The organism is Alsobacter metallidurans, assembly GCF_014636935.1.
GTDB classification, from domain to species: domain Bacteria; phylum Pseudomonadota; class Alphaproteobacteria; order Rhizobiales; family Beijerinckiaceae; genus Alsobacter; species Alsobacter metallidurans.
Map to the genome: position 1 here is coordinate 1,131,741 of NZ_BMES01000001.1, position 23,057 is coordinate 1,154,797.

General features: G+C 66.6%; 23 protein-coding genes. 16 read left to right on the top strand and 7 right to left on the bottom strand.

What is annotated here, in order from left to right; translation table 11 throughout:
• The first annotated feature begins 64 nt into the window (after positions 1-64).
• Both IEV99_RS04935 and IEV99_RS04940 read left to right on the top strand, forming a co-directional pair.
• Positions 65-304, top strand: coding sequence for a putative signal transducing protein (locus IEV99_RS04935; RefSeq protein WP_188516580.1), 240 nt, complete (start codon positions 65-67; stop codon positions 302-304).
• A complete protein-coding gene (locus IEV99_RS04940) occupies positions 294-1,073 on the top strand; it encodes a tRNA1(Val) (adenine(37)-N6)-methyltransferase (protein ID WP_188516581.1) in 780 nt (259 codons plus the stop codon). Before IEV99_RS04935 ends, IEV99_RS04940 begins: the two co-directional genes overlap by 11 nt.
• Positions 1,074-1,133: 60 nt before the next feature.
• Here the strand turns inward: IEV99_RS04940 and IEV99_RS04945 are convergent, their stop codons facing one another.
• Positions 1,134-1,457, bottom strand: coding sequence for a hypothetical protein (locus IEV99_RS04945; RefSeq protein ID WP_244643565.1), 324 nt, complete (start codon positions 1,455-1,457; stop codon positions 1,134-1,136).
• A 114-nt stretch (positions 1,458-1,571) separates the two neighbouring features.
• Positions 1,572-1,868, bottom strand: coding sequence for a hypothetical protein (locus tag IEV99_RS04950; RefSeq protein WP_188516582.1), 297 nt, complete (start codon positions 1,866-1,868; stop codon positions 1,572-1,574).
• A gap of 201 nt (positions 1,869-2,069) precedes the next feature.
• Here IEV99_RS04950 and IEV99_RS04955 point away from each other — a divergent pair, with 201 nt between their 5' ends.
• The 5 genes from IEV99_RS04955 (at position 2,070) to IEV99_RS04975 (ending at position 7,808) form a co-directional block, all read left to right on the top strand.
• Complete coding sequence (locus IEV99_RS04955; protein WP_188516583.1) at positions 2,070-2,996, top strand: glycine--tRNA ligase subunit alpha; 927 nt, start codon at positions 2,070-2,072, stop codon at positions 2,994-2,996.
• Positions 2,997-3,263: 267 nt separating this feature from the next.
• Positions 3,264-3,875, top strand: a complete 612-nt coding sequence (locus IEV99_RS04960; RefSeq protein WP_188516584.1) for a cysteine hydrolase family protein — start codon at positions 3,264-3,266, stop codon at positions 3,873-3,875.
• 348 nt (positions 3,876-4,223) lie between these two features.
• The gene (glyS, locus tag IEV99_RS04965) at positions 4,224-6,503 is read left to right on the top strand and encodes a glycine--tRNA ligase subunit beta (protein ID WP_188516585.1); all 2,280 of its coding nucleotides are present in this window, start codon (positions 4,224-4,226) and stop codon (positions 6,501-6,503) included.
• A gap of 118 nt (positions 6,504-6,621) precedes the next feature.
• Positions 6,622-6,993 carry a hypothetical protein gene (locus IEV99_RS04970; RefSeq protein ID WP_188516586.1) on the top strand — a complete coding sequence of 124 codons (372 nt, stop codon included), beginning with the start codon at positions 6,622-6,624 and terminating at the stop codon, positions 6,991-6,993.
• 113 nt (positions 6,994-7,106) lie between these two features.
• Complete coding sequence (locus tag IEV99_RS04975) at positions 7,107-7,808, top strand: HAD family hydrolase (protein ID WP_188516587.1); 702 nt, start codon at positions 7,107-7,109, stop codon at positions 7,806-7,808.
• A gap of 161 nt (positions 7,809-7,969) precedes the next feature.
• Here the strand turns inward: IEV99_RS04975 and IEV99_RS04980 are convergent, their stop codons facing one another.
• Positions 7,970-8,500, bottom strand: a complete 531-nt coding sequence (locus tag IEV99_RS04980) for a MarR family winged helix-turn-helix transcriptional regulator (RefSeq protein WP_371875764.1) — start codon at positions 8,498-8,500, stop codon at positions 7,970-7,972.
• Between the two features lie 142 nt (positions 8,501-8,642).
• Here IEV99_RS04980 and IEV99_RS04985 point away from each other — a divergent pair, with 142 nt between their 5' ends.
• From IEV99_RS04985 to IEV99_RS05000, 4 genes are all read left to right on the top strand, one after another.
• Positions 8,643-10,271: a long-chain-fatty-acid--CoA ligase gene (locus IEV99_RS04985; RefSeq protein WP_188516588.1), complete on the top strand. Its 1,629-nt coding sequence runs from the start codon at positions 8,643-8,645 to the stop codon at positions 10,269-10,271.
• A gap of 45 nt (positions 10,272-10,316) precedes the next feature.
• Positions 10,317-11,099: a substrate-binding domain-containing protein gene (locus IEV99_RS04990; protein ID WP_188516589.1), complete on the top strand. Its 783-nt coding sequence runs from the start codon at positions 10,317-10,319 to the stop codon at positions 11,097-11,099.
• A gap of 353 nt (positions 11,100-11,452) precedes the next feature.
• Positions 11,453-12,538 carry a ParB/RepB/Spo0J family partition protein gene (locus tag IEV99_RS04995; protein WP_188516590.1) on the top strand — a complete coding sequence of 362 codons (1,086 nt, stop codon included), beginning with the start codon at positions 11,453-11,455 and terminating at the stop codon, positions 12,536-12,538.
• A gap of 5 nt (positions 12,539-12,543) precedes the next feature.
• Positions 12,544-13,593, top strand: coding sequence for a hypothetical protein (locus IEV99_RS05000; protein ID WP_188516591.1), 1,050 nt, complete (start codon positions 12,544-12,546; stop codon positions 13,591-13,593).
• Here IEV99_RS05000 and IEV99_RS05005 read toward each other — a convergent pair.
• On the bottom strand, positions 13,586-14,596 hold the full coding sequence (locus IEV99_RS05005; RefSeq protein ID WP_244643567.1) for a DNA adenine methylase: 1,011 nt from the start codon (positions 14,594-14,596) through the stop codon (positions 13,586-13,588). The genes IEV99_RS05000 and IEV99_RS05005 overlap by 8 nt on opposite strands.
• Before the next feature lie 221 nt (positions 14,597-14,817).
• Between IEV99_RS05005 and IEV99_RS05010 the strand changes: the two genes are divergently transcribed.
• Positions 14,818-15,063: a DUF898 family protein gene (locus tag IEV99_RS05010; RefSeq protein ID WP_244643568.1), complete on the top strand. Its 246-nt coding sequence runs from the start codon at positions 14,818-14,820 to the stop codon at positions 15,061-15,063.
• A 218-nt stretch (positions 15,064-15,281) separates the two neighbouring features.
• The gene (locus IEV99_RS05015) at positions 15,282-16,061 is read left to right on the top strand and encodes a DUF1499 domain-containing protein (RefSeq protein WP_188516592.1); all 780 of its coding nucleotides are present in this window, start codon (positions 15,282-15,284) and stop codon (positions 16,059-16,061) included.
• A gap of 22 nt (positions 16,062-16,083) precedes the next feature.
• Here the strand turns inward: IEV99_RS05015 and IEV99_RS05020 are convergent, their stop codons facing one another.
• A complete protein-coding gene (locus tag IEV99_RS05020; RefSeq protein WP_188516593.1) occupies positions 16,084-17,589 on the bottom strand; it encodes an MDR family MFS transporter in 1,506 nt (501 codons plus the stop codon).
• A gap of 187 nt (positions 17,590-17,776) precedes the next feature.
• Between IEV99_RS05020 and IEV99_RS05025 the strand changes: the two genes are divergently transcribed.
• Complete coding sequence (locus IEV99_RS05025) at positions 17,777-18,565, top strand: bestrophin-like domain (RefSeq protein WP_188516594.1); 789 nt, start codon at positions 17,777-17,779, stop codon at positions 18,563-18,565.
• Between the two features lie 9 nt (positions 18,566-18,574).
• On the opposite strand, the gene IEV99_RS05030 is transcribed toward IEV99_RS05025, so the two are convergent.
• Positions 18,575-20,206 (bottom strand): RNA-directed DNA polymerase, encoded by a 1,632-nt coding sequence (locus IEV99_RS05030; protein WP_188516595.1) that lies wholly within the window; start codon positions 20,204-20,206, stop codon positions 18,575-18,577.
• An 815-nt stretch (positions 20,207-21,021) separates the two neighbouring features.
• Here IEV99_RS05030 and IEV99_RS05035 point away from each other — a divergent pair.
• Positions 21,022-21,279 carry a DUF6719 family protein gene (locus IEV99_RS05035; RefSeq protein WP_188516596.1) on the top strand — a complete coding sequence of 86 codons (258 nt, stop codon included), beginning with the start codon at positions 21,022-21,024 and terminating at the stop codon, positions 21,277-21,279.
• Between the two features lie 49 nt (positions 21,280-21,328).
• Here IEV99_RS05035 and IEV99_RS05040 read toward each other — a convergent pair whose 3' ends face one another.
• Entirely contained in the window at positions 21,329-22,240 is a 912-nt protein-coding gene (locus IEV99_RS05040) for an MBL fold metallo-hydrolase (RefSeq protein WP_188516597.1), read from the bottom strand.
• Positions 22,241-22,411: 171 nt separating this feature from the next.
• Between IEV99_RS05040 and IEV99_RS05045 the strand changes: the two genes are divergently transcribed.
• Positions 22,412-23,035 carry a biotin transporter BioY gene (locus IEV99_RS05045; RefSeq protein ID WP_188516598.1) on the top strand — a complete coding sequence of 208 codons (624 nt, stop codon included), beginning with the start codon at positions 22,412-22,414 and terminating at the stop codon, positions 23,033-23,035.
• Positions 23,036-23,057: the final 22 nt, after the last annotated feature.

Sequence of the window (23,057 nt, forward strand, 5' to 3'; positions counted from 1 at the left end):
AACACACCGCGATGCCGCACAAAGAAGCGGCGCGGCGAGCCGGATCGCCGCCCCGGGGGGCCGTATGCGGGAAATCCTGCGCACCAACGATCTCGTGCTGATCTCGCTCGTCGAGGCGCTGCTCGGCGGCGCGGACGTGCCGTATTTCCTGGCCGACGCCCATGTGAGCGCCATGGAGGGCGGCATCGGCGCCTTCCCGCGCCGCCTTCTCGTGCCGGAGGACGACGAGCGCCAGGCGCGGCGCATCCTGAAGGACGCCGGCCTCGGCGCGGAGCTCACGCCCGAGCGCGGCCATGCGGTCTGAGCCGGGCGGCGTGGTCGAGGACCGCCTGCTGGGCGGCAAGCTCATCCTGCGCCAGCCCGCCCGGGGCCATCGCGCCGGTACGGACGCGGTGCTGCTCGCCGCCGCCGCGCCGGCCGAGTTTGCCGGCGACGCCGTGGACCTCGGAGCCGCCACCGGCGCGGTCGGCCTAGCGCTGGCCTTGCGCGCGCCGAGCGCCCGCGTCCGGCTGGCCGAGATCGATCCAGCGCTGGCGGCGCTCGCGGCCGAAAACGCCGCCCTGAACGGCCTCGGCGACCGCGTCCGCGCCTGCGTGGCGGATGCGCTGGCGGGCCGCGCAGCCCGCGAGGCGGCTGGCCTGCCGGACGGCTCGGCCGATCTCGTGCTCACCAACCCGCCTTACCTCGACCCCGCCGCCTCGCGCGCCTCGCCGCATGGCGGCCGGGCGCTCGCGCATGTGATGCCGGAGGGTGGGCTCGACGGCTGGATGGCGGCCGCCGCCGGCCTGCTCCGGCCGCGCGGCGTGCTGCTCGTCATTCACCGCGCCGACGCGCTGCCGGCCCTGCTTGCCGCCGCCGCCGGCCGCTTCGGCGCGCTCGCGGCGCTGCCGGTCCACCCGCGCGACGGCGAGCCGGCCACGCGCGTGCTGCTGCGCGGCGTCCGCGGCAGCCGCGCTCCCTTTTCGCTCGCCGCCGGGCTCGTGCTGCACGGCCCGGACGGGGCGTTCACTCTGCAGGCCGAGGCGCTGCACCGCGGCGAAGCCGTGCTCGACTGGGGCGCGCCGCGCGCATGAAAAAACCGGCCATGAGGCCGGTTTTCGTCGTTCCAGGTCGATCGCCCGTAGGGGACGAGATTACCAGCGGCGCACGCAGACGCGGCGCGGGCCGTAATAGGTGTACTGCACGCGGCAGACCACGCGGGGACGATAGGCCGGGCGGTAGTATACGCGCGGGCGGTAGTAGCGGCGGCCGTAATAGCGCGGGCCGCCGTAATAGTGGCGGTGGCCATAATAGCCGTGGCGTCGCCACTGGGTCTGCTCGCCCAGCGCGGGCGCCTGCTTCTCGATCTGCACGGCGGCGCCGGGCGTCACCGCGGCGGCCTTGGCCGCCTGCGGGGCCATCGTGAACAGCAGGAACAGCGCGAACACGCTGCTCAGGACCATTCCGAAACGCTTCATTCCTTGGATCCTCCGAGACTTGTTGTCGGTCGCTTATACCACAGCCGCAACTCGGGCATTATCATGGCGTGTATTATAAGTTGCATTCTCGGTTAAGCGACGCCGACCAAAGCCTCACAGCCCGGCCGGGCTCCGCTTCACGGTGCAGCGCGGCCCGGAGGGTTCGCCATAGCCGGTCGCCACCACGCGCACGGCCGGCCCGCAGCTTTTCACTTCAACGGCGCGCGGCGCCGGCGCGATCGAGCCCGTGGTCATCTCGGCGGCGGCCAGCGAGGCCCGCAATTCGGCCACCGGCGTCGGTACGGGAACACGCTCGGGCTGGTGCGCGTCGGCGCCCGCGATCGCGGTCATCGCCAGGGGGGTGATCAGCAAAGCGAGGCCGCCCAGGGCGGCGATGGTCTTCACGGTCATTGGAACCTCCCAGTTCCGCCCGTCTCGGGCTTGGGCGAACCATGCGCCGCCGCCGCACCGAAAACGGTGCGCCAACGCACACGGGGAGGGTCGGCCCGCAGGGCCCCGGGGTGGGGTGAGTCCGGGAGCCACATCCTTGACCCGCCCCCGCCCCCTCCTTAGGGTCCGCCGCGTTCGCAGCACTCTCGTCGGAAACACGCCATGTCGGTTGCTCTCGAGCCCACGCGCTCGTTCCAGGGCCTCATTCTCACGCTTCACCGCTTCTGGGCGGAGCAGGGCTGCGTGGTGCTGCAGCCCTACGACATGGAGGTCGGCGCCGGCACCTTCCATCCGGCCACCACGCTGCGCTCGCTCGGCCCGAAGCCCTGGAAGGCCGCCTATGTGCAGCCCTCGCGCCGCCCCAAGGACGGCCGCTATGGCGAGAACCCCAACCGCCTGCAGCACTACTACCAGTACCAGGTAATCCTGAAGCCCTCGCCGCCGGACCTGCAGGACCTCTATCTCCGTTCGCTGGCCGCCATCGGCATCGACACCCGCCTCCATGACGTGCGCTTTGTCGAGGACGACTGGGAAAGCCCCACGCTGGGCGCCTGGGGCCTGGGCTGGGAGTGCTGGTGCGACGGCATGGAGGTGAGCCAGTTCACCTATTTCCAGCAGGTCGCCGGCTTCGAGTGCTCGCCCGTCTCGGGCGAACTCACCTACGGGCTGGAGCGCCTCGCCATGTACGTGCAGGGCGTCGAGAACGTCTACGACCTCAACTTCAACGGCCTCGAAGGCGCCGAGAAGGTGACGTACGGCGACGTGTTCCTGCAGGCCGAGCAGGAATATTCCCGCCACAACTTTGAGCACGCCAACACGCAGATGCTCTTCCAGCACTTCAAGGACGCCGAAGCCGAGTGCCGCTCCCTTCTGGAAAAGGGCGACCGTGGCGAAAGCGCGGCCCACGCGATGGCGCTGCCGGCCTATGACCAGTGCATCAAGGCCAGCCACATGTTCAACCTGCTCGACGCTCGCGGGGTGATCTCCGTCACCGAGCGCCAAAGCTACATCCTGCGGGTCCGCGAGCTCGCCAAGGCTTGCGGGGCGGCCTTCCTGCGCACGGAAGCCGGCGGCTTCGTGGCCGCGTAGGGCGCCGTCCTCCGGCGCACGCCGCGGCCCCACCATCCTGTCGAGGGGAGGGTGAAGCGCCGCAATTGGTCCAACATCGCGGGCGACGGCGAAACAAACGTGCTGCTGGAGCGCGTCAAGCCCGCGCTGGGGCTGTCCTGTCGCTTCGTATCCCGCAAAGATTGAAGCGTCCGCCCGGCGCGCGCCTCACGATCAGGCGCGCACAAGCGGCCCCCTCCCCACCGCCGCCATTCCGTGTACTCTCCCGCCGAACCGGGAGGACCCTCGATGACCGAACCAGCGCCCCGCACGCTGCTCCAGATGGCCGGCGCCAACCTCGCCCCCGCCAGGCTTCACGAAGCCGTGCTCGTCCTCATCGACGTGCAGAACGAATATGTCGACGGCAAGCTCGCGCTGCCGGACGCCCGGCCCGCCTTGAAGGTGATCGCCGGCCTGCTGCACCGCGCCCGCGTGCAGGACACGCCCATTTTCCACGTGGTCCACAAGGGAGGCGCGGGAAGCGGCAAGGCCTTCGATCCCGAGACGCGCGGCTTCGAGATCGCCGACGAGGCCGCCCCGGTGGGGGCCGAGACCGTGGTCGAAAAAGGCCTCCCTAACGCCTTCGCGAACACGACGCTTCTCGACCTCGTGAAGGCGACCGGCCGCAAGGAGCTGATCCTCGCCGGCTTCATGACGCATATGTGCGTCTCCTCCACGGCCCGCGCCGCGCTCGACCTCGGCTTCCGCACCACGATCGCGGCGGACGCCTGCGCGACCCGCGACCTTCCCGACGCGCTCGGGGGCGAGCCCCTCTCCGCCGCCGCCATCCACCGCGCCGCCCTGACCGAACTGTCGGACCGCTTCGCGGTGATCTGCCGTGCGGCCGCCATCGAGGCCTAGGCGAGGCAGGGTCCGAGCCGCAGAGGCCGCAGAGCCGGGCGAAGCGCCGCAACGCGCCCCCTCTGGCACAGGGAGAGGGCTGGGGTGAGGGCGGCGAAGCCTGGCTGGTTTTTTGAGAACAGGCGCCGGCGGACCCTCACCCTGTCCCTCTCCCCTTGCGGGGGAGAGGGCACGCGCGGCTTCCGCCCGGTCCACTTGGCGAAGAGAGAGGGCTCGGAAAGAGCACGCCGCAGCCCACTCTTGCCTCAAGGGGAGGGCGGCGCATCGCGCCCATTCCAACCTCCCTCGACACGCCCGCCTGCGCCGCTTAAAGCGTAGCGCTCCCGCCCGAAACGAACCGCGACCGCCATGCCCGATCTTCTGCTCGAACTCTTCTGCGAGGAAATCCCCGCCCGCATGCAGCGGCGCGCCGCCGAGGACCTGCGGAAGCTCGTCACCGACGCGCTGGTGGAGCGGGGTTGCGTGTATGAGGGCGCTCAGGCGTTCGCGACGCCCCGGCGGCTCGCCCTGCATGTCGTGGGCTTGCCGGCCCGCCAGCCCGACCTGCGCGAGGAAAAGAAGGGCCCGCGCGTCGGCGCCCCCGAGGCGGCGCTGCAAGGCTTCCTGAAGAGCGCCGGCCTCACGGACATCAGCCAGGCGCAGGTGCAGGCAGATCCCAAGAAGGGCGAGTTCTACGTCGCGATCGTCGAGAAGCCCGGCCGCTCCACGCCCGAGGTGATCGCCGACATCATGCCGGGCATCATCCGCGGCTTCCCCTGGCCCAAGTCCATGCGCTGGGGCGCGGCCTCCGCCAACCCGGGCGCGCTGCGCTGGGTGCGGCCGCTGCAGTCCATCCTGTGCACCTTCGGGCACGAGATGGAGACGCCAGAGGTCGTCCAATTCGAGATCGACGGCTTGCGCTCCGGCGACGTCACCCGCGGCCATCGCTTCCTCGCGCCCGACCTCATCATCGTGCGCCGCTTCGACGACTACGTGGCCGCGCTGGAGCGCGCCAAGGTGGTGCTCGACGCCGACCGCCGCAAGCAGATGATCCTCACGGACGCCCGCAACCTCGCCTTTGCGCGCGGGCTGGAGCTGGTGGAGGACGAAGCGCTGCTGGAGGAAGTCGCCGGCCTGGTGGAATGGCCCGTGACGCTGGTCGGCTCCTTTGACGAGAGCTTTCTCGCCATCCCGCCCGAGGTGGTGCGCGCCACCATCCGGGCCAACCAGAAATGCTTCGTGCTGCGCGAGCCGGCTGCCGGCGCGCTCACCAACCGCTTCGTGCTTGTCGCCAACATCGAGGCCAGCGACGGCGGCGAGAAGATCGTCGGCGGCAACCAGCGCGTGGTGCGCGCCCGCCTTTCGGACGCCCGCCACTTCTGGGAGACGGACCAGCGCCCACTGCCGGATTTCGAGAGCGCATCCGACAAGCCGCTCGACCAGCGCCTCGCCAAGCTGCGGGCGCTCGGCATCGTGTTTCACGAGAAGCTCGGCACCCAGGGCGAGCGCATCGACCGCATCGTCGCGCTGGCGCGCGAACTCGCGCCGCTTGTGGGCGCCGACCCGGATCTCGCGGCCCGCGCGGCCGAGCTCGCCAAGGCCGACCTCGTCACCGAGATGGTGGGCGAGTTCCCCGAAGTGCAGGGCCTCATGGGCCGCCGCTACGCCGAGCTGCAGGGCGAGGACAGGAGCGTCGCGGCCGCCGTCGAGGAGCACTACAAGCCGCAGGGCCCGACCGACCGCGTCCCCACCGACCCGGTGAGCGTGGCCGTGGCGCTCGCCGACAAGCTCGATACGCTGGTGGGCTTCTGGGCCATCGACGAGAAGCCCACGGGCAGCAAGGACCCGTTCGCGCTGAGGCGCGCGGCGCTGGGCGTGATCCGGATCGTGTTGGAGAATGGGATCAGGCTGAACCTCAGCAATGCTTTCGCCTCTGCTTACCGCTCACATCGGACAACAAACCCGCTACTCGCATCTCAGCTCGATGTGGCGGCGGCTAGCGCCGGTCAGTCTGTGGCCGCAACGATCAACGCGGTTGCTGGAGCAGTATATCAATCTGACCTCCTCTCCTTCTTCCACGACCGCCTGAAAAACTACCTCCGCGACCAGGGCGCCCGACACGACCTGATCGACGCCGTGCTGGCCGACGCCGCGTCGGACCGCGAGCCTCCAGGCTCGCCCTTGCGCGCCGGCGAGCCGGGAGGCTCGCGGTCCAGGGCCGCCAACGACGACCTCCTCGCCATCGTCCGCCGCGTCGAGGCGCTTGGCCGCTTCCTCGACACCGAGGACGGCAGGAACCTCCTCGCTGGCGCCAAGCGCGCCGCCAACATCCTGCGCATCGAGGAGAAGAAGGACGGCCGCGCCTACGCGGATGCGGTGGACCCCGCGCTGCTCGCCCAGCCCGAGGAGCAGGCCCTCGCAACCGCCCTCGACGCCGCCGAGGGGCGCGCCCGGGCGGCCGTCGCGGCCGAGGACTTCGAGGGCGCGATGGCGGCGCTGGCCGTGCTGCGCCCGGCCGTGGACGCGTTTTTCGACAAGGTGACGGTGAACGCCGACGAGGCGGCCCTTCGCGCCAACCGCCTGCGGCTCCTGTCGCGCCTGCGCGAGGCGACCCGCACGGTGGCGGATTTCTCGGCCATCCAGGGCTGATCCCGCGCCTGGCTTTGCTCGTTTGTGGATATGCTGTCGTAATTCACAACCAGATATTTGATATAAGTTAAGACATGCGCCATAGTGTCCGTCCACCACGTGGGCCGACGGAGCGCGCATGTCTGTTCAGGATCTCCCTCTCGACGTGATCGGGGCGCAGTTCGCGATGCTGGAGCCGGATCGCCAGCGCGACACCGCCTTTCTGTGCCTCAACGCGGTTCTCCGCGAGGCGCTGGACCGCGGCGCGGACGGAATCGCCGCCGCCGAGCTCGACCACATGCGCTCCGCCGTCACGACTTTTGAGGAGGGGCTCTACCGCCGCACCATCCACCAGCTCGAGATGGCCCAGGCCATCGCGGCCCGGCTGTCCGCCGGCGGCGCCTTCGCGGCCGTGGGCCAACGCAACGCCTACCGGGTCGCCATGCTGCGCCGCCGCCTCGACCTGATCCGAATCATCACTCCCGTGGCGGCCGACCGCATCGCCAGCTGACCTCGCCGCGAGCTGAGGCTCGCCAAGCGCTCAGGAAGCCAGGCGCTGGACCCCTCCGCCCAAACCCACTACCACCGGCAGGCCGCGCGGCGCGGCTCAACCGGGGATACGGCGTGGCGCTCAAGGGCATTCTCTTCGACAAGGACGGCACCCTCATCGATTTCGACGCCACCTGGGGGCCGGCCGCCTTTGAGGCCATGACCGCCATGGCGAAGGGCGACGCCGCCGCGCTGGCGCGCCTGGCGGAGCTCAACGAATACATCGTCGAGGAACGCCGCTTCCTGCGCACATCGCCGCTGGTGGCCGGCTCCTCCAAGAGCTACGGCCACCTCTGGGCCGACGCCCTGGGCCGCGAGGACGGCCCCGACCTTCACGCCGAGATGGACGACCTGTTCCGCCACTGGGGCCTCCACTGGCTCGCCCCCATCGGCGAGCCGCTGGCCGTGCTGCAGGAGCTCGCCGCCGACGGCTACCGGCTCGGCGTCGCCACCAACGACGCCGAGGCCTCGGCGCTGGCGCAGGCCGAGCGCATGGGGCTGATGCCGCATCTGGAGTTCGTCGCCGGCTACGACAGCGGCCATGGCGGCAAGCCCGAGCCCGGCATGGTGCTGGCCTTCGCGGCCGCGCTCGGCGTCCCGCCCGGCGCCGTCGCGCTGGTGGGCGACAGCACGCACGACCTCCACGCCGCCCGCGCGGCCGGCGCGGTCTCGATCGCGGTGCTCACCGGCCCGGCCCCGCGCGCCGAGCTGGAGCCCCACGCCGACCACGTGGTGGCGTCGATAGCCGACCTGCCGGCCCTGCTGCGGACCCTCTAAGAACCCTCACCCCCACCCTCTCCCCGTTCCGGGGCGAGGGGGCCCATCGCGGCCGCGGCGCCGCTTGTCCCTTCTCCCCGGCACGGGGAGAAGGTGGCCGAGCGCAGCGAGGTCGGATGAGGGGAGCCCGACCCACACCAAGCCCGGCCCAAACGAGAAACCTACTCCGCCGCCTCGCCCACCTGCTCGGGCAATTCCCGCACCCGGTCGCGCCAGCGCACAAGCAGGCCGTCCAGCGCCGCGATGTCGGCGGCCGGCAGCCGGCCCAGCGTTTCGCCGATCAGCTGGCGCTGTAGCGCCAGCCCCTGCTCGGTCAGGGCCCGGCCCTGGTCGGTGAGATGCAGCGCGTAGGAGCGCCGGTCCGCCGGCAGGGCGCGGCGCTCCACCAGCCCCTGCGCGGTGAGCCGGTCGATCAGGCCCGAGACGTTGCCCTTGGTGACGTAGAGCCGCTCGGCGATCTCCTGCTGGCTCGCGCCCTCGCGCTCCGACAGCGTCGACAGGAGGTCGAATTGCGGCACCGAGAGCCCGATGCGGCGGAACTCCTGCGCGGCCCGCGACGTGATGCGGTGATGCAGCCGCAGGAAGCGGAACCACGTCCGCAGCACGTCCTCGCTGGCCGGGGGAGAAGGCGGCGCGCTCGCCGGGCCGGCGGCGCCGTCAGGGGCAGAAGCGCTCTCGGGGAACTGGATCACGCTCACACTCTCGTCGTCTGCAACTTCCGCGACCCTAACTATTCGCCTCCTGACGGCTTCCGCAAGCGCCCGGCTGCGCTAAGATGAACCCCTTGGGCAAAGCGCGAGAAACGCGCGGGAAAAACGCCTCCGGGAGGGGATGATGCAAGGTTTGATGCAGGATTGGCCGCTTCTCATCAGCCGCGTGATCGACCACGCGGCGCGCGAGCACGGCGATCGCGAGGTCATCTCCCGCTCGGTCGAGGGGCCGATGCATCGAATCACCTACCGCGAGGTCCGCGCCCGCGCCCTCCAGTGCGCCCAGCGCCTCGAGCGCGACGGCGTCAAGCTCGGCGACCGCGTCGCCACGCTGGCGTGGAACACCTGGCGCCACCTGGAGTGCTGGTACGGCATCACGGGCGTGGGCGCGGTGTACCACACCGTCAACCCGCGCCTGTTCGACGACCAGATCGTCTACATCATGAACCACGCCGAGGATCGCATCCTGTTCCTCGACCTCACCTTCATCCCGCTGATGGAGCGCCTGGCCGATCGCCTGCCCACCGTGGAGCGCTTCATCGTCCTCACGGACGCGGCCCACATGCCGCAGACCACGCTGAAGAACGCCGTCGCGTACGAGACCTGGCTCGCCGAGGCCGATGGCGACTTCGGGTGGCGGGAGTTCGACGAGAACACGGCGGCCGGCATGTGCTACACCTCCGGCACCACCGGCAACCCCAAGGGCGTGGTCTACAGCCACCGCTCCAACATCCTCCATTCCATGATGGCGGTTGCGCCGGATTGCCTGAACCTCTCCTCGCGCGACGTCGCCATGCCGGTGGTGCCGCTGTTCCACGCCAATGGCTGGAGCTTCGCCTTCTCGGGCCCGATGGCCGGCGCCACTATGGTGATGCCCGGCGCCAAGCTCGACGGCCCCTCGGTCTACGAGCTGCTCGAAACCCTCAACGTCACCTGCACGGCGGCGGTCCCCACCGTCTGGCTCGGCCTGCTCGCTTATCTGGAGCAGACCGGCAAGCCCCTCACCAGCCTCAAGCGCGTGGTGATCGGCGGCTCGGCCTGCCCGCGCGCCATGACGGAGAAGTTCGAGCGCAACTACGGCGTCCAGGTGCTGCATGCCTGGGGGATGACCGAGATGAGCCCGCTCGGCACCGTCTGCGTCATCAAGCAGGACTATGTGGGCCTGGAGGGCGACGCCCTCTACGACATCAAGATGAAGCAGGGCGTCGCCCCCTTCGGCGTCGAGATGAAGATCACGGACGACGCCGGCCTCCTCCTGCCGCGCGACGGCAAGACCTTCGGCCGCCTCAAGGTGCGCGGCCCGGCCGTCAGCAAGAGCTACTTCCGCGGCGAGGGCGGCCAGATCCTTGACGAGGAGGGCTGGTTCGACACCGGCGACGTCGCCACCATCGACCCGCACGGCTACATGCAGATCACCGACCGCGCCAAGGACGTTATCAAGTCCGGCGGCGAGTGGATCTCCTCCATCGACCTCGAAAACCTCGCCGTCGGCCACCCCGACGTCGCCGAAGCCGCCGTGATCGGCATCGCCCACCCCAAGTGGGACGAGCGCCCCCTCCTGATCATCGTCCCCAAGCCGGACGTGACCCCCGACAAGGCCCGCATCCTCGCCTTCATGGAAGGCCGCATCGCCAAGTGGTGGATGCCGGACGACGTGGTCTTCGTGCCCGAGATCCCGCACACCGCCACGGGCAAGATCCAGAAGATGGCGCTGCGCGACCGGTTCAAGGACTACCGGTTCGAGGGCGCGTAACCCGCCCCGCGCCCGCCGGCGCCTATTCAGATCGGGAGAGTGTCGATGCGTTTCTCAGCCCTCCGCCGCGCCCTTTGCGTCGGCCTCGCCGCCACGGTTCTGGCCGGCGCGGCCCGCGCGGACGAAGTCAGGGTGGTCAGCTCCGGCGGCTTCGCGGCCGCCTTCAAGGCAGTCGCGCCGGAGTTCGAGCGCCAGAGCGGCCACAAGCTCGTCGCCGAGTGGGGCCCCTCCATGGGCAAAACCGTGAACGCGGTGCCGCAGCGCCTCGCCCGCAACGAACCCATCGACGTCGTTATCATGGTCGGCTACGCGCTCGGCGATCTCGCCAAGGCGGGCCAGGTGGTCCCGGAGAGCCGGGTCGATCTCGCCCGCTCGCTGATCGGCGCCGCGGTGCGCCAGGGCGCGCCCCGTCCGGACATCGCCACCGTGAAGGGCCTCAAGGCGGCGCTGCTCAACGCCAAAAGCGTCGTTTATTCCGACAGCGCCAGCGGCGTCTATATCGAGAAGGAGCTCTTCAAGAAGCTCGGCATCGAGGCCCAGATGGCCGGCAAAGCCCGCATGGTCCCGGCCGACCCGGTCGGCGAAGTGGTGGCCCGCGGCGACGCCGAGCTCGGATTCCAGCAGATCAGCGAACTGAAGCCCGTCCACGGCATCGACCTCCTGGGCCCCATCCCCGAGGAGGTCCAGTCCGTCACCGTGTTCTCCGCCGGCATGGTGGCGACGAGCCAGCACAAGGACGCCGCCCAATCCCTCCTCCGCTTCCTCGCCTCCCCGACGGCCGCCGCGGCGGCGCGGGAGAGCGGGATGGAGCCGATGGCGGGGAAGTGAGGGGAGGGCCCCGCCGGCGAGCGCCCTCTGCTGATTGTAGTCCCGAAGCCCAACGCAACCCCTGAATAGCCGCCATCCTGGCCTTCATGCATCCAGAAAATCGCTCTGTGCGAACCATCCCGGGATCATTGATCGAGCAAAGGGGGAAGATCCGAACGTAGCCCACGACTTAGCTCTAGGAGGTCCGCTCGTGAGCACTCTCATCAGCGACTTATAGAAAAACTGCCGGGCAACTCACCAAGGCACCACGGGGTGACATCTCGGAAATTGTTACGCTTCGCTAAGGCCAAGCAGCTATTTTGCGTCTTGGCAATCGATGCGTTACGCACCAATTAGCTGTGTTTGGGTTTGATATGCCGATTGAAAACAAGTCTCCTGACGAACTCTCGCTGGATCGGGCGAATCCACGCTTTGGCCTGGCGCATGCCGATACTGAGGCGGAGGCGTTGGAAATCCTGGCGGAAACCGCAAATCTCAAAGAGCTTTGGGACTCGATCGCTGAACGCGGGTACGAATCCTTCGAGCCGTTGGTGGCCATGAACGAGGGCGGTCGACTTGTCGTTCTAGAAGGGAATAGACGCTTGGCGGCGGTCAAGCTCCTGCTCAACCCCGAGCTGTTGAACAAGGAAGCCGCGCGGCGTCGCATACCGCGGCTACCAGCCGATAAGCTCGCTACCTGCCAGCAGCTATCCGTCATCACTGTTGGCAGCCGCGATGATGCTGCGGGATACATCGGGTTCAAACACGTCAACGGTCCGGCGCGCTGGTCATCTCTAGCCAAAGCGAAATTTGGCGTGGATTTCTACGAGTCGATGAGCCAGCAACAATCTCCGCACGAGCGGATGAAATCGTTGACGAAGCAGCTCGGTGATAGCCGCGGCCTGATCATCAGGCTTTTGGTAGCCTACAAAATAGTGCTGCAGTGCAGCCAACTAGGCATATTTGAGAAACTCGACATTGAAGAGGGAAATATCGAGTTTTCTCATCTTTATACACTGATCAACAACCCAGACAGCAGAGCTTTCATTGGGTTGTCCCGCGCGCCGCTCAGCGAAAGCATGTTTCGCGATAACCCAGTCCCGGACACTCACCACGCCGAATTGGCGTTGCTGATGTCATGGTTGTACGGGGAACGGTCTGTTATCAAGGCGCAGGGAACCGACCGCCCTCGTTTACAACGTGTCTTGGCAAGCGATGCCGGCCTGAAGGAGTTGAAGGTAACCGGTGACCTCGGTTCTGCGGAAGCGGTCGCAGGATTGAAGAACGACGATTGGCTTGAGATGCTAGCTAAGGCGGCCACAATTCTTACGAAGGCCACGACCGACGCGGCGGTTGTTTCCGTAGAACTTACAGAGGAGAGCACTGACCAGGCGCGTTCCCTGATTAAACGCATTGAACTGCAAACGAGGCAGATCAAATCCGTTTTGATCACGGAGTAACACCCGTGCTCAGATTCGGTCTGTCCGTGCTAAACTCTCCCAAAGTCACGTCTGACGTTCTGGCTTACTGGGAGATCGCTGCCTTCTTTCTGAAATCGGTATCCGCCGAGGCTCTTGACCTCGACGTTGATGAGGCCACCGACTGGTACATCGACAACGAAGTTGAAGAAGCTTCTCAAGACGATTATCGATCGGAGCGACAGACTGCAGAAAGCGAGATGATTGAGAGCTTCACGCAAGCCTTGACCAAAGCCACGCGGGAAAGATCGTCGGCTCTAGGACCGCATTACCCGTTCTTGCTGGACAATACCGACTTAATCCGCAAAGATTATTCAGCGTTATCGAATGTATCACTAAACTACATATGCCTGCAATTTTATCGCTTGGTCAAAGCCGGACTCGTCGAATTTTATGGGCAGAATTCCGACGATATCAAAGCTACGCGTGCTTTGTTCCTCCGAAAATTCACCAAGATATTCGAAAATATCGCTGCATATGCTGTTGCAGGCCATACATCTGGCTCAGCGTTCCTAACGTCAAGCTGCAGAAGCTCAGAGCATCTTCATGCCCTGCTTAATTCGATCTGTGCGTCGATCGGTGCAGGCGAAGTGCTTGCTTACGATCAATGGAATGAATTGCAGCAGGCGGCAAACGATGGTGGAGTCGACTGTATCGTTCGTGTCGGATCTGCACTAGATCGAGGCACTGCCTTCCTTTCCCTCGTTGGAGCCAGCATTCAAGAGGCGCATGTAGATCAAAAAATCATGGGAGTAGACGCTCGAGAGCGTTTCAGCAAGTTTTTCAGGCAGAAGCCGGCCGCTTTCCAAAGTGCTTTTGCAAGGCCCCAGGATGAAACAGACCTTATTAGGCTGAAATGCATCGAAAAAGATTGCTTGCTTTACGCGTATGAAGATATTGTTCTCAACATCGGGAAGTTGCAATTCCCGATACATACGGTAAATCTCAGGAAGATTAGCGTCATGTCGCGGCGGATTTTGAACGAATTGAAGACAGCTTCCTTCGTGCATAATTTCGAAGACAATGCGCTTATCTAATTCTGCTTCGATAAAGAAGCTCTTTTTCAGAGCGCTTTCTGCTGAGGCTGTAGCCAACTTCAATCAGATTTTGCTCGATCTGGCTGTAATTTTCCCTGACCAGTGGATGATCGTCGTATGTCAGCAGCCAATGCGGAGCGCTGCCGGCGCTAATCCAATTGGCCAGATCCCGATGCCTCGCCTCGTTCATGCCATCGTAATAGAGTCGGCCGCCGGCACCGACGTACGGTGGATCAATAAACAAAAAAGTATTGCTGAGCTTTTGCTGATGAGCAAGTGACTGACAAAATTCAAGGCCATCTTGGCAAGATAGTATAATCTGATCTCTAAGCTCGCCTAGCGCGCGAACCCGCTTCGCAAGAGCCTCTTTGTTGAATCTCGCGTCGATCTTCCACCTGCCCTCCTGAGAGTACCCCCCGATAGGCCCCGATCCGAGAATTACACCCGAGCGGCTGGTTCGATTGACGAAGAAGGCAGCAAAGCCGAGCTCGAAATCGTAATCTTGCAGCGAGGTTTCATGAAGGCGAATGAGGGCGTTGTCCCAGGTAGTCAGATTAACTTGGACCGAACTAATTTTTTCTAGAAAGCGTTCGGTCTCGTTCACCATTGCGCGCCAAGCCGAGTAAATCCGTCGGTCCGCGTCATTTAGGAAGAGTTGCTCAACCTCGCCCGCGAGCAGCAAGTTCGTAGCCGCACCCGCCCCACCGCAATATGGCTCCGCAAAGCTGGGCGGCGACCCATCAAACCGCTTCGCAATTTCAGCGGACAATAAGGGCGTCAGGAAACCCTTACCACCAGGATATCGAAACGGAGAGGCGGCGTTGCCCACATATGGTCGGCGAAAGGCGCTCATATCGATGATGTTGGTCGCCTGGTCTCGCACGTCCCGACTCGCATTTACGTATAAGCGCACCATGATCGTCGCAGGCTCAATTGCCAAGGGGATCCGGGAAAAAGGGAAATAACCATTTCTGCCAAGAGGCCAAAGCTTGCCCCAACCCACCACACCCCCCGGTTGCTTGCGCCCCCACGCGCCCCGCGGGCGACAAAGCGCCTGAGGGACTTCACCATGCACGATGTCGCCACAACTCCGGGCTGCATGGCCCCGGACGAAACCCGGATGCGCTTGTCCGGCGCGCCGGCCGAATCCGGAACACTGCTCATCCGCGGCGCGGCGCTGACGCTGGCGACCTTTGGGCTCGAACCTCCTGTCTCATCGAAAACTTGCGCCGCTGCCGGTGGGCCAACACGCGCCTGGGCGAGGACGGGTTCGAATATTCCGGCGCGGCCAAGGAGCTGCTGATCGGCTTCCTGGCCGCCCTGGCGGCGCTCGCGCCCCTCCATGTCGCCTCCTTCCTCATCGGGATCGAGGCCGAGCGCCTGCAGGCCTTCGCCAGCGTGCCGCTGGGCCTGCTGCTGGTCGTGCTCGGCCCGTTCGCAGCGCCCCGGAGCCGGGGAGAGCCGGCGTGAGCCGGCCATCATCGCCGCGAGGATGCGGATCGCGTGGGCGAGCCAGGCCAGCGCCGCGCTGGCTGCCGTCCGCCCCTCCAACACCCATCCGCCGCAGAACACGACCATCCCCAACCCCCTCCAATCCAGCCCTTGACTTATCCGCCAAAATAGGAAAATTGTCAAGAAGTCCCGCCGGCCCTCTGGCCGGGCGGGGCGATCCCGCCTATGCTGGATCCATGCGTCGTCTGGTTGTGGATCTGCCCCTGTCGCGCGCCGCCTTGTGGAGCGGGCGCCTCGCCATGTTCGCCCTGGCGCTGGTGCTCCTGGGGGTCGCGCTGGCGCGCACCGGGCGCATCGAGCTGCCCGCCGCCGTGGTGGTGCTCGGCGCCGGACTCGCGATCGCGATCGCGGCCGCGCTCCTGGCCGTGGCCGCCTTCGCGGTGATCTGGGGGGACGGGCGCCCGGGCTTCGGCCAGGCGCTCGGCGGCATGCTGGTGGCGGGCGCCATCGTGGCCCTGCCGGCCTGGATGGGCGCGGAGGCCGTGCGCCTGCCCCGGCTCGCGGACGTGAGCACGGACCTCGTGGACCCGCCCGCCTTCTCGCGCTCGCGCAAGGCGCTGGAGGCGCGCGGCGGCGCGCTCCCGCCCGAGCCCGCGCGCGAGGCGCGCGACGCGCAGAAGGGCGCCTATCCGGGCCTGGCCCCGCTCACCCTCGAGCTCAGCGCGCAGGACGCCTATGCGCTCGCCCTCAAGGCCGCCCAGGCGCGCGGCTGGAGCGTGATCGAGAGCGCGGCCCCGGGCGGGCGCTCGGGCGTCGGGCGCATCGACGCGGTCGACCACACGCTGGTGATGCGCATGCCCCTGGACGTCACCGTGCGCATCCGCCCGCTCGCGGCCGGCGCGCGCGTGGACGTGCGCTCGCGCTCGCGCTCGGCCGCGCACGACCTGGGCGCCAACGCCAAGCGCATCAGCACGTTCCTGAGCGCGCTGCAGGAGCTCGCGGACAACCGCGACTAGGCGGGCCGGGGAGGGCGGGCGCCTACTCGCCCGCCGGCGAGGGCGCAGGCGCAGGCGCGCGCCGCCCCAGCGCGTCCGAGGACGCGGGCACCAGCAGGGTCACGAGCACGATCGCGCAGGCCAGCGCCAGCATGCTCCAGAACGTCAGGTGCAGCGCGCCCTGGAGCGCGGCCGTGAGCGCCGGGTCCGCGGGGGCGCCCGGCGCGCTCTCCAGCGCGGCCCGCAGGCGCTCGCTCGACACCGCGCCCACGCCCGGCGCCCGCGCCAGCGACCAGTTGAGCACGGCCCCGAGCGCGGCCGCCCCCAGCGTGCTCCCGAGGTTGCGCGCGAACAGGTTGCTCGCGGTCGCGACCCCGCGCTGGCTCCAGTCCACGCTCTCCTGGATGAGCACGAGCGACGCGATCGAGTACAGGCCCATGCCCAGGCCCATCACGGCCGAGCCCACGGCCGCCCACACGGGCGAGCTGCCGGGCCCGAGCGTCACGAACACGCATGCGCCCAGCGGCAGCAGGAGCCCGCCCGCGATCATGATGCGCCTGAGCCCGAACACCGGGAACAGGCGCGCCGCCAGGGTCGCGCCCGCGGGCCAGCCCAGCACCAGCATGGTGAGCGTGAGCCCGGCCGTCACGGGCGAGCGGTGGAGCACGCCCTGCACGTACATGGGCAGGAACGTGGTCAGGCCCATCAGCGCCATGCCGGCGAGCAGGCCCGCGGCGTTGGCGGCCGCGATCGGGCGCCGGCGCCAGAGCGGGAACGACACCATGGGGTCGGGCGCGCGCCGCTCCTGCCAGACGAACAGGGCCGCGCTGACCGCGAACACGCCCGCCGCGCTCCAGGCCACGTCCGGCCGCCCGCCGCCCGCCAGCGTGAGCGCGAACATCAGCGCCGCCGTCGCGACCGTGAACAGCGCGGCGCCCGCGTAGTCGATGGAGCGCTCGGCCGTGCGCGGCTCCTCGCGCAGGTAGCGCACGAACATCCAGACGGCCGCGAGCCCGATGGGCACGTTCACCCAGAAGATCCACGCCCAAGAGAGCGCGTGGATGATGAGCCCGCCCGCGATCGGCCCGAGCACGCTCGACACCGCCCACACGCTGGCGAGGTAGCCCTGCACCTTGCCGCGCTCCTGCGCGGGGTAGAGATCGGCCACGATCGTCATCGCGATCGGCTGCATCGCGCCCGCGCCCACGCCCTGGATGAGCCTGAACGCGATCATGCTCGGCATAGACCACGCGAACCCGGCCAGCACGCTGCCGACCAGGAACACGCCGATGCCCGCCAGCATCACGGGCTTGCGCCCATACAGGTCCGCGAGCTTGCCGAACACCACCGTCATGGCCGTCTGCGTGAGCAGGAAGCTCGAGAACACCCACGCGTAGAGGTCCAGCCCGCCGAGCTCGGCCACGATCTGCGGCATGGCGGTGGACACGATCGTGGCCTCGATCGCGACCATGAACATGGACGCCATCACGGCTGCGATCACGAACGGGCGCCGTGTTCCGGCGTTGGCGCCGAGGCTGGGTGCGGACATGCGGGATCTCGACGGGGGGCCGGCGCCGCCAGCGGGCGCCGCGCTTTCGGCCCCTTAAATGCATTCCGCCGGCCAGAGTTCAACCACGCCGCCCGTCGGCGCGATCCCGTCGCCCGCAAAGCGCCATCGCGCCCGGCCCGATCCCGCGCTACAACCTAGGCGAGCTTCAACGTCACGGGAGGGCGGCATGGCGGGCTGGCTGGATCGCTTCGTGTCGTCCCAGAGCGACCCCGTGCTGCTGCTCAGCGGCGTGGTCGGCATGGCGGGCCTCGCCGTGCTGGTGGCGCTGGCGGTGCGGCGCATCCTGCGGCGGGTGGACCCGGCCGTGCTGGAGGGGCAGTCCAAGCTCGCCGAGGCCGTGCATGGCGGCCTGCTCGCCTTCGCGATCTTCGTGCTCGCGCTGGTGCTCACCGACGTGCGGGCCAATTTCGGTCGGGCCGACGACGCCGCCCTGCGCGAGGCCTCCGTGCTGGCCCGCCTCGACCGCGACCTCGCCCGGGCGGCGGACAGCCCCGCGGCCCCGCAGGCCGCCGAGGCCCGCGCCGCCCTGAAGCGCTACGGACGGGCCGTGGCGGAGTTCGAGTGGAAGGCCCTGGCCGAACCCGCGCCCCGCCTGTCCGAGGAGGCCGGCCAGCGCCTGGCCGAGCTCGTCGCCGCCGTGCGCCGCCTGCCCCCGGGCGAGGCCGCCGGCCTCGCGGGCCTGCTCGACAAGGCCGAGGAGCTGCGCCAGGGCCGGCTCGAAAGCGCCACCAAGAGCGTGCCCGCCCTGTTCTGGGAGGTGATCGCGCTCTTCCTGTTCGGCGCCATGGTGATGAACGGCCGCCACACCCTCGACCGCTTCGGCCTCGGCCTCATCTGCCTCCACATGGGCGCCATCGGCATGGTGGTGGCGCTGATCCTCGCCATGGACTCGCCGTTCAGGGGGGAGACGAGCGTGTCGCCGGCCGCGATCGTGCGGGCGGTGGGGGAGGGGTGAGATGCTACGTCATAATCGAAGTCGCTTCATTATATTTTTATAGTAATAATCCATTTGCAACGAATTATGATTGTTCTTCAATGTTAATAATGAGCTTGCGGAGGCCAGTTTATTTTGAAGAGCAGAAGTCAGGAGTAAAAACTTTGAATGCGTTATACCTGTAACACGGGACGGATTTGGCGATCTTAAGGACGGGTACATCTCTGCGAATGTTGATCGATCGTTTTGAAGATTTATGTGAAATTTGTAAGTCTCACGCACACCGTCATTCAAAGCGCTGAAAATCAGATTTTTGTAATCAGGTTCTTCAGGAGTCAATGTAAATAGAGGAGTTAAGGCTGCTACCAACCTTCCGAGACGATCATGCGAAAACCAGACGCTTCGGAACTCGTAAATCGTCTTGAATATTTGGGACGGTGTACCATATTTTGATTGCAACCACAGCTTGCAATAGAAACCATAATACGTCGATGCATCATTCGATTCGATGATCGTATCTATATATTTTTGGCAATTCCGTCTTTTAACCAGTGTTTCCGTGAGACAATTCGCGATTGCGACGCCTGCAGCATCGTCCACAAGTTGGCCAGAAATTGCTGCATTGGCTAATGCTTCAGAGGTTGACGGTTTTAAAGGCTTGCTACGAATGAACGATAGCGCGTTGTCTCTAACTGCAGGGCGAAACTTTATAATTTTCTCTAGATTACTAGGAGAGACATATGCATCCACCTCGGCGGCCGCGCCAAGCCAGCGCTTAAGTACCTTTTCTCCATTTCCTGCGTCGAACAGCTTACGAGATAATCCCTGCTGGGTTCTGCGCTCAATGAGCGCGCGCAAAGGTAGAAGCGAAATGCCATAGGTTTTTCTGTGTTTGATGCTCGCCTTAATTGCGTCAATACGCGAATTTTCTATGACTCGAAAATGATGCCGAGCTTTCTGCTGTGATAAGATCAGAGTCTTTCCGCTATTCAGACGAACTTGCTTTGTTTGCAGGACAAGATCAATGGACTTAAGGACTTTTTTCGCATCCGCCAGAGTATCGACTCCAATATCGATATCATCCATAAAACGTACAAAGTCACGGCTGGTGTCGCTGGCAAGGTACGCATCCAGCTCGTACAGAAAGCAATGCGCAAGTAGTCTAGGTGCATCCAAGTTGATCTGTGGAAGGCCGATCTCTATACGTGGCGTATAGTCCGGTTGCCAAAGCAAGTCACTAAGAACAAATATAAGCATGTCGATTATGCATTCATCTGCTCCAGCAATCGATGAAATCGAGTTGCGAAGATGAACATAAGATATACTATCATAGTAATTTGCGATATCCGTTACAACAACATAGTTTCGAGATTTCGAAAATTCGAATAGTTCATGCTGGAAGTTTAGCCAAGCGGCGAGAGTGCCATATTCCGCTCGATCTGATGAGAAACGGTGTTCCTGAGGCTCAAAAAAAGACCTATCAGTGGGGGATTTACCCCGTATGGTTTTATATAGTGCATCTGACAGGCATTGGAGTACCAGAGCATCTCTAACACTCGGTATTACAAGCTGTCGACACAAGCCCTTGCTTTTTTCTACAAGAATTCTTTGTGATTTTTGTGGAACATAATCTCCCGAAAGTATTAAGTTTGAAAGTTTCAAACATTCTATTTTTCGAGATGTATGAAAATCGAATTGTCGATCCCATCATTAAGATACTGCTGTCTCATTGCCGGTCTGACTTTTTCTTTCCAGACACGTTCAATATTCGCAGGTGAAAAGATTGTCAGCATTTTCGCTGCGCGTATTTCGAAACGTGGAGATCGCACTGCCAGCCTCAAAAATAGAATCGGCCAAAGTCTACGATAAATCTAGACAGGTGAAATGGCTGAGTAAGAGTTTTAAGCCGTCATCCGGCTGCTTCGCAGCCACCTTCTCCCGGGGGAGAAGGGGCGCGCGCGGGGTGGGTGTGGAGGCTGGATGGAAGGGCGCGGAACCCTCTCCCGCGGAGCGGGGGAGGGCAGGGAGGGGGCGGATGGGCGTTGGGGCGGGGTCGTTCGGGCGGCGCCGTGGCGCACGGCCGCCTCCTCTGTCGCCTGTGGCGACATCTCCCCGCTGCGCGGGAGAGAGGTGGCGCACAGGTCGGCGGCGGCGGCGGTTGCGGGGGCCCTCACCCCGGCCCTCTCCCCTTGGGGAGAGAGGGGGGCGGTTGCGGCGCGTTCCACGGATTGGCGGTCTTCGCCCCGGCCGGCCCTGGCGCTTGGGCGGGTCGGCCGCGTGTCCGCCCCACCCCGCCCACAAGTCTCGGACTAGGGCCCCCGGCTTAAGCTGAACGGGGCGGGATGCAATCGAAACGCGTAGCTCTCCTGCGCGGCTGAGACGCGGCCGGAAAGGCGCGACCATGGGCGGCTTCGCTTGGCGGCCGAGGGCCGGCCGGCGCGCCGCGCCGGGGCGGGGCTGATCGGGGAGGACCAGCCATGAAGGGGATCCGCATGCTCGTCGCGAGCGTCGCGCTCGCCGTGTTCAGCACGGGCGCGAGCGCCCAGCGGGTGATGAAATACGAGCCGCCGCAGGGCGAGCTGCGGGGAGGGCAGTTCGTGTATGTGGACAACGGCAAGTGCCCCAAGGGCCAGATCCTGAAGGTGACGGCCGGCGTGCGGGTGGGCCGCATGGTGAGCGGCGGCGGCGGCGTCCCGCGCGAGAAGGTCTGCGTGGCGCGCCCCAGCGGCGTGTGAGGCGCGACGCGCGCCCGGCGGACCCGCCGCCCGGGCGACCCCGCCGCCCTTACGCCACGCGGTAGCGCGACTGGAGGCCGGGCGGGCCGTCCGTGGCGACGAGGCCGCGCTCGGCGAGGTCTTCCAGGTGGGCGAAGACGCTGAGCGCCGCCGCGCCGTGCAGCGCGGGGGCGAGGCCGTCATAAAGGCGCGGGACGATGTCGGCGATGAGGCCGTCGCCGGCCGCGACGCGGTCCAGGATGGAGGCTTCGCGCTGGCGCCGGTGGTGGGCCAGCGCCCGCACGAAGCGCGACGGGTTCGCGACCGGGCCGCCATGGCCGGGCCAGTAGACGCGGTCGTCGCGGCCCTGCAGGCGGTTCAGCGAGGCCATGTAGGGGCCCATCGCGCCATCCGGCGGGGCCACGATGGTGGTGCTCCACGCCATCACGTGGTCGCCCGAGAACAGGGCGTTCTCCTCCGGCAGCGCGAACGCGAGATGGTTGGCGGTGTGGCCGGGGGTGGCCACGGCCTGCAGCGTCCAGCCGTCGCCCGCGATGCTGTCGCCATCCTGGAGGATGCGGGCGGGCGCATGGTCGCGGTCGCCGCTCGCTTCCAGCCGGTTGTGCTCGCCCTCCGCGAGCGGCCGGAAGGCGACGTGCGGGCCGCAGCCGACGATCGGCGCGCCCGTGGCGGCCGCCAGCAGGCGCGCGCCCGGCGAATGGTCGCGATGCGTGTGCGTGACCACGATCTGGGCGACGCGCTCGCCCGCCAGCGCGGCCTGGAGGGCCGCGATATGGGCGGGATCGTCCGGGCCGGGGTCGATCACCGCCACCGCGCCGTGGCCCACCACATACGTGCAGGTGCCCGTGAACGTGAAGGGCCCGCCATTCGGCGCCACCATGCGGCGCACCAGCGGGCTCACCTGTTGGAGCGTCTCGGGCGCGGCGTCGAAGGAGCGGTCGAAGGGGATGTCGTCGGCCATGCGGAGGGTCCGGTGGGGTTGCGGGGCGGCTACCCCGTTCAACGCGGCGCCTCGTCGTTTCGGCGAACTTGTGGCCGCCCGCGCGAGACCCTATAGGTCGACGGGACGGATCGGAAGGGGAGCGAATCCCTGCCCGACAGACGCTTTCGCACGGTTACCCGAGAGGACCTGATGGCCGCCGAGTCGCTCCCCACCCCCATGCCCACCACGTTGGCCTCCGCGCTGTGGCCGGCCGCATCCGCCGGCTCCGACCGGGCCGCCACGCTGGCGCGCGCCGTGTTCCTGGCGCTGGTCGGCACGGCGCTGCTGACGCTCTCGGCCAAGATCAAGGTTCCGTTCTATCCGGTGCCGATGACGCTGCAGACGCTGGTGGTGCTGTGGCTGGGGGCGGCCTACGGCTCGCGCCTCGCCGCCGTGACGGTGATCGCCTACCTGGTGGAAGGCGCGCTGGGCCTGCCGGTGTTCGCCGACACGCCGGAGCGCGGCATCGGCCTCGCCTACATGATGGGCCCGACGGGCGGCTACCTGCTGGGCTTCGTGGCCGGCGCCTTCCTGGTCGGCGTGCTCTGCGAGCGCGGCCTCGGCCGCTCGCTGCTCGGCATGGGCGTCGCGATGACGCTGGGCCACCTCGCGATCTTCGCGTTCGGCTTCGGCTGGCTCGCGATGGCGATCGGCGCCGAAAAGGCCTGGCTCGCCGGCGTGGTCCCGTTCTTCGCCGCCACCGCGCTGAAAACCGCCCTCGGCGCCGCGCTGGTGCCGGCCGTATGGACCGTGGTGGACAAGCGCCGGGGCTGAGGCTTTCGGGGTTTCGTGAGGT

Coding starts and splice junctions, on each gene's coding strand:
- IEV99_RS05020 (WP_188516593.1), bottom strand. CDS start 17,589: ATGTCCGCACCCAGCCTCGGCGCCAACGCCGGAACACGGCGCCCGTTC.
- IEV99_RS04960 (WP_188516584.1), top strand. CDS start 3,264: ATGACCGAACCAGCGCCCCGCACGCTGCTCCAGATGGCCGGCGCCAAC.
- IEV99_RS05035 (WP_188516596.1), top strand. CDS start 21,022: ATGAAGGGGATCCGCATGCTCGTCGCGAGCGTCGCGCTCGCCGTGTTC.
- IEV99_RS04950 (WP_188516582.1), bottom strand. CDS start 1,868: ATGACCGTGAAGACCATCGCCGCCCTGGGCGGCCTCGCTTTGCTGATC.
- IEV99_RS05025 (WP_188516594.1), top strand. CDS start 17,777: ATGGCGGGCTGGCTGGATCGCTTCGTGTCGTCCCAGAGCGACCCCGTG.
- IEV99_RS05045 (WP_188516598.1), top strand. CDS start 22,412: ATGGCCGCCGAGTCGCTCCCCACCCCCATGCCCACCACGTTGGCCTCC.
- IEV99_RS04940 (WP_188516581.1), top strand. CDS start 294: ATGCGGTCTGAGCCGGGCGGCGTGGTCGAGGACCGCCTGCTGGGCGGC.
- IEV99_RS04955 (WP_188516583.1), top strand. CDS start 2,070: ATGTCGGTTGCTCTCGAGCCCACGCGCTCGTTCCAGGGCCTCATTCTC.
- IEV99_RS04945 (WP_244643565.1), bottom strand. CDS start 1,457: ATGAAGCGTTTCGGAATGGTCCTGAGCAGCGTGTTCGCGCTGTTCCTG.
- IEV99_RS04995 (WP_188516590.1), top strand. CDS start 11,453: ATGCCGATTGAAAACAAGTCTCCTGACGAACTCTCGCTGGATCGGGCG.
- IEV99_RS04990 (WP_188516589.1), top strand. CDS start 10,317: ATGCGTTTCTCAGCCCTCCGCCGCGCCCTTTGCGTCGGCCTCGCCGCC.
- IEV99_RS05040 (WP_188516597.1), bottom strand. CDS start 22,240: ATGGCCGACGACATCCCCTTCGACCGCTCCTTCGACGCCGCGCCCGAG.
- IEV99_RS04985 (WP_188516588.1), top strand. CDS start 8,643: ATGCAAGGTTTGATGCAGGATTGGCCGCTTCTCATCAGCCGCGTGATC.
- IEV99_RS04970 (WP_188516586.1), top strand. CDS start 6,622: ATGTCTGTTCAGGATCTCCCTCTCGACGTGATCGGGGCGCAGTTCGCG.
- glyS (WP_188516585.1), top strand. CDS start 4,224: ATGCCCGATCTTCTGCTCGAACTCTTCTGCGAGGAAATCCCCGCCCGC.
- IEV99_RS05015 (WP_188516592.1), top strand. CDS start 15,282: ATGCGTCGTCTGGTTGTGGATCTGCCCCTGTCGCGCGCCGCCTTGTGG.
- IEV99_RS04935 (WP_188516580.1), top strand. CDS start 65: ATGCGGGAAATCCTGCGCACCAACGATCTCGTGCTGATCTCGCTCGTC.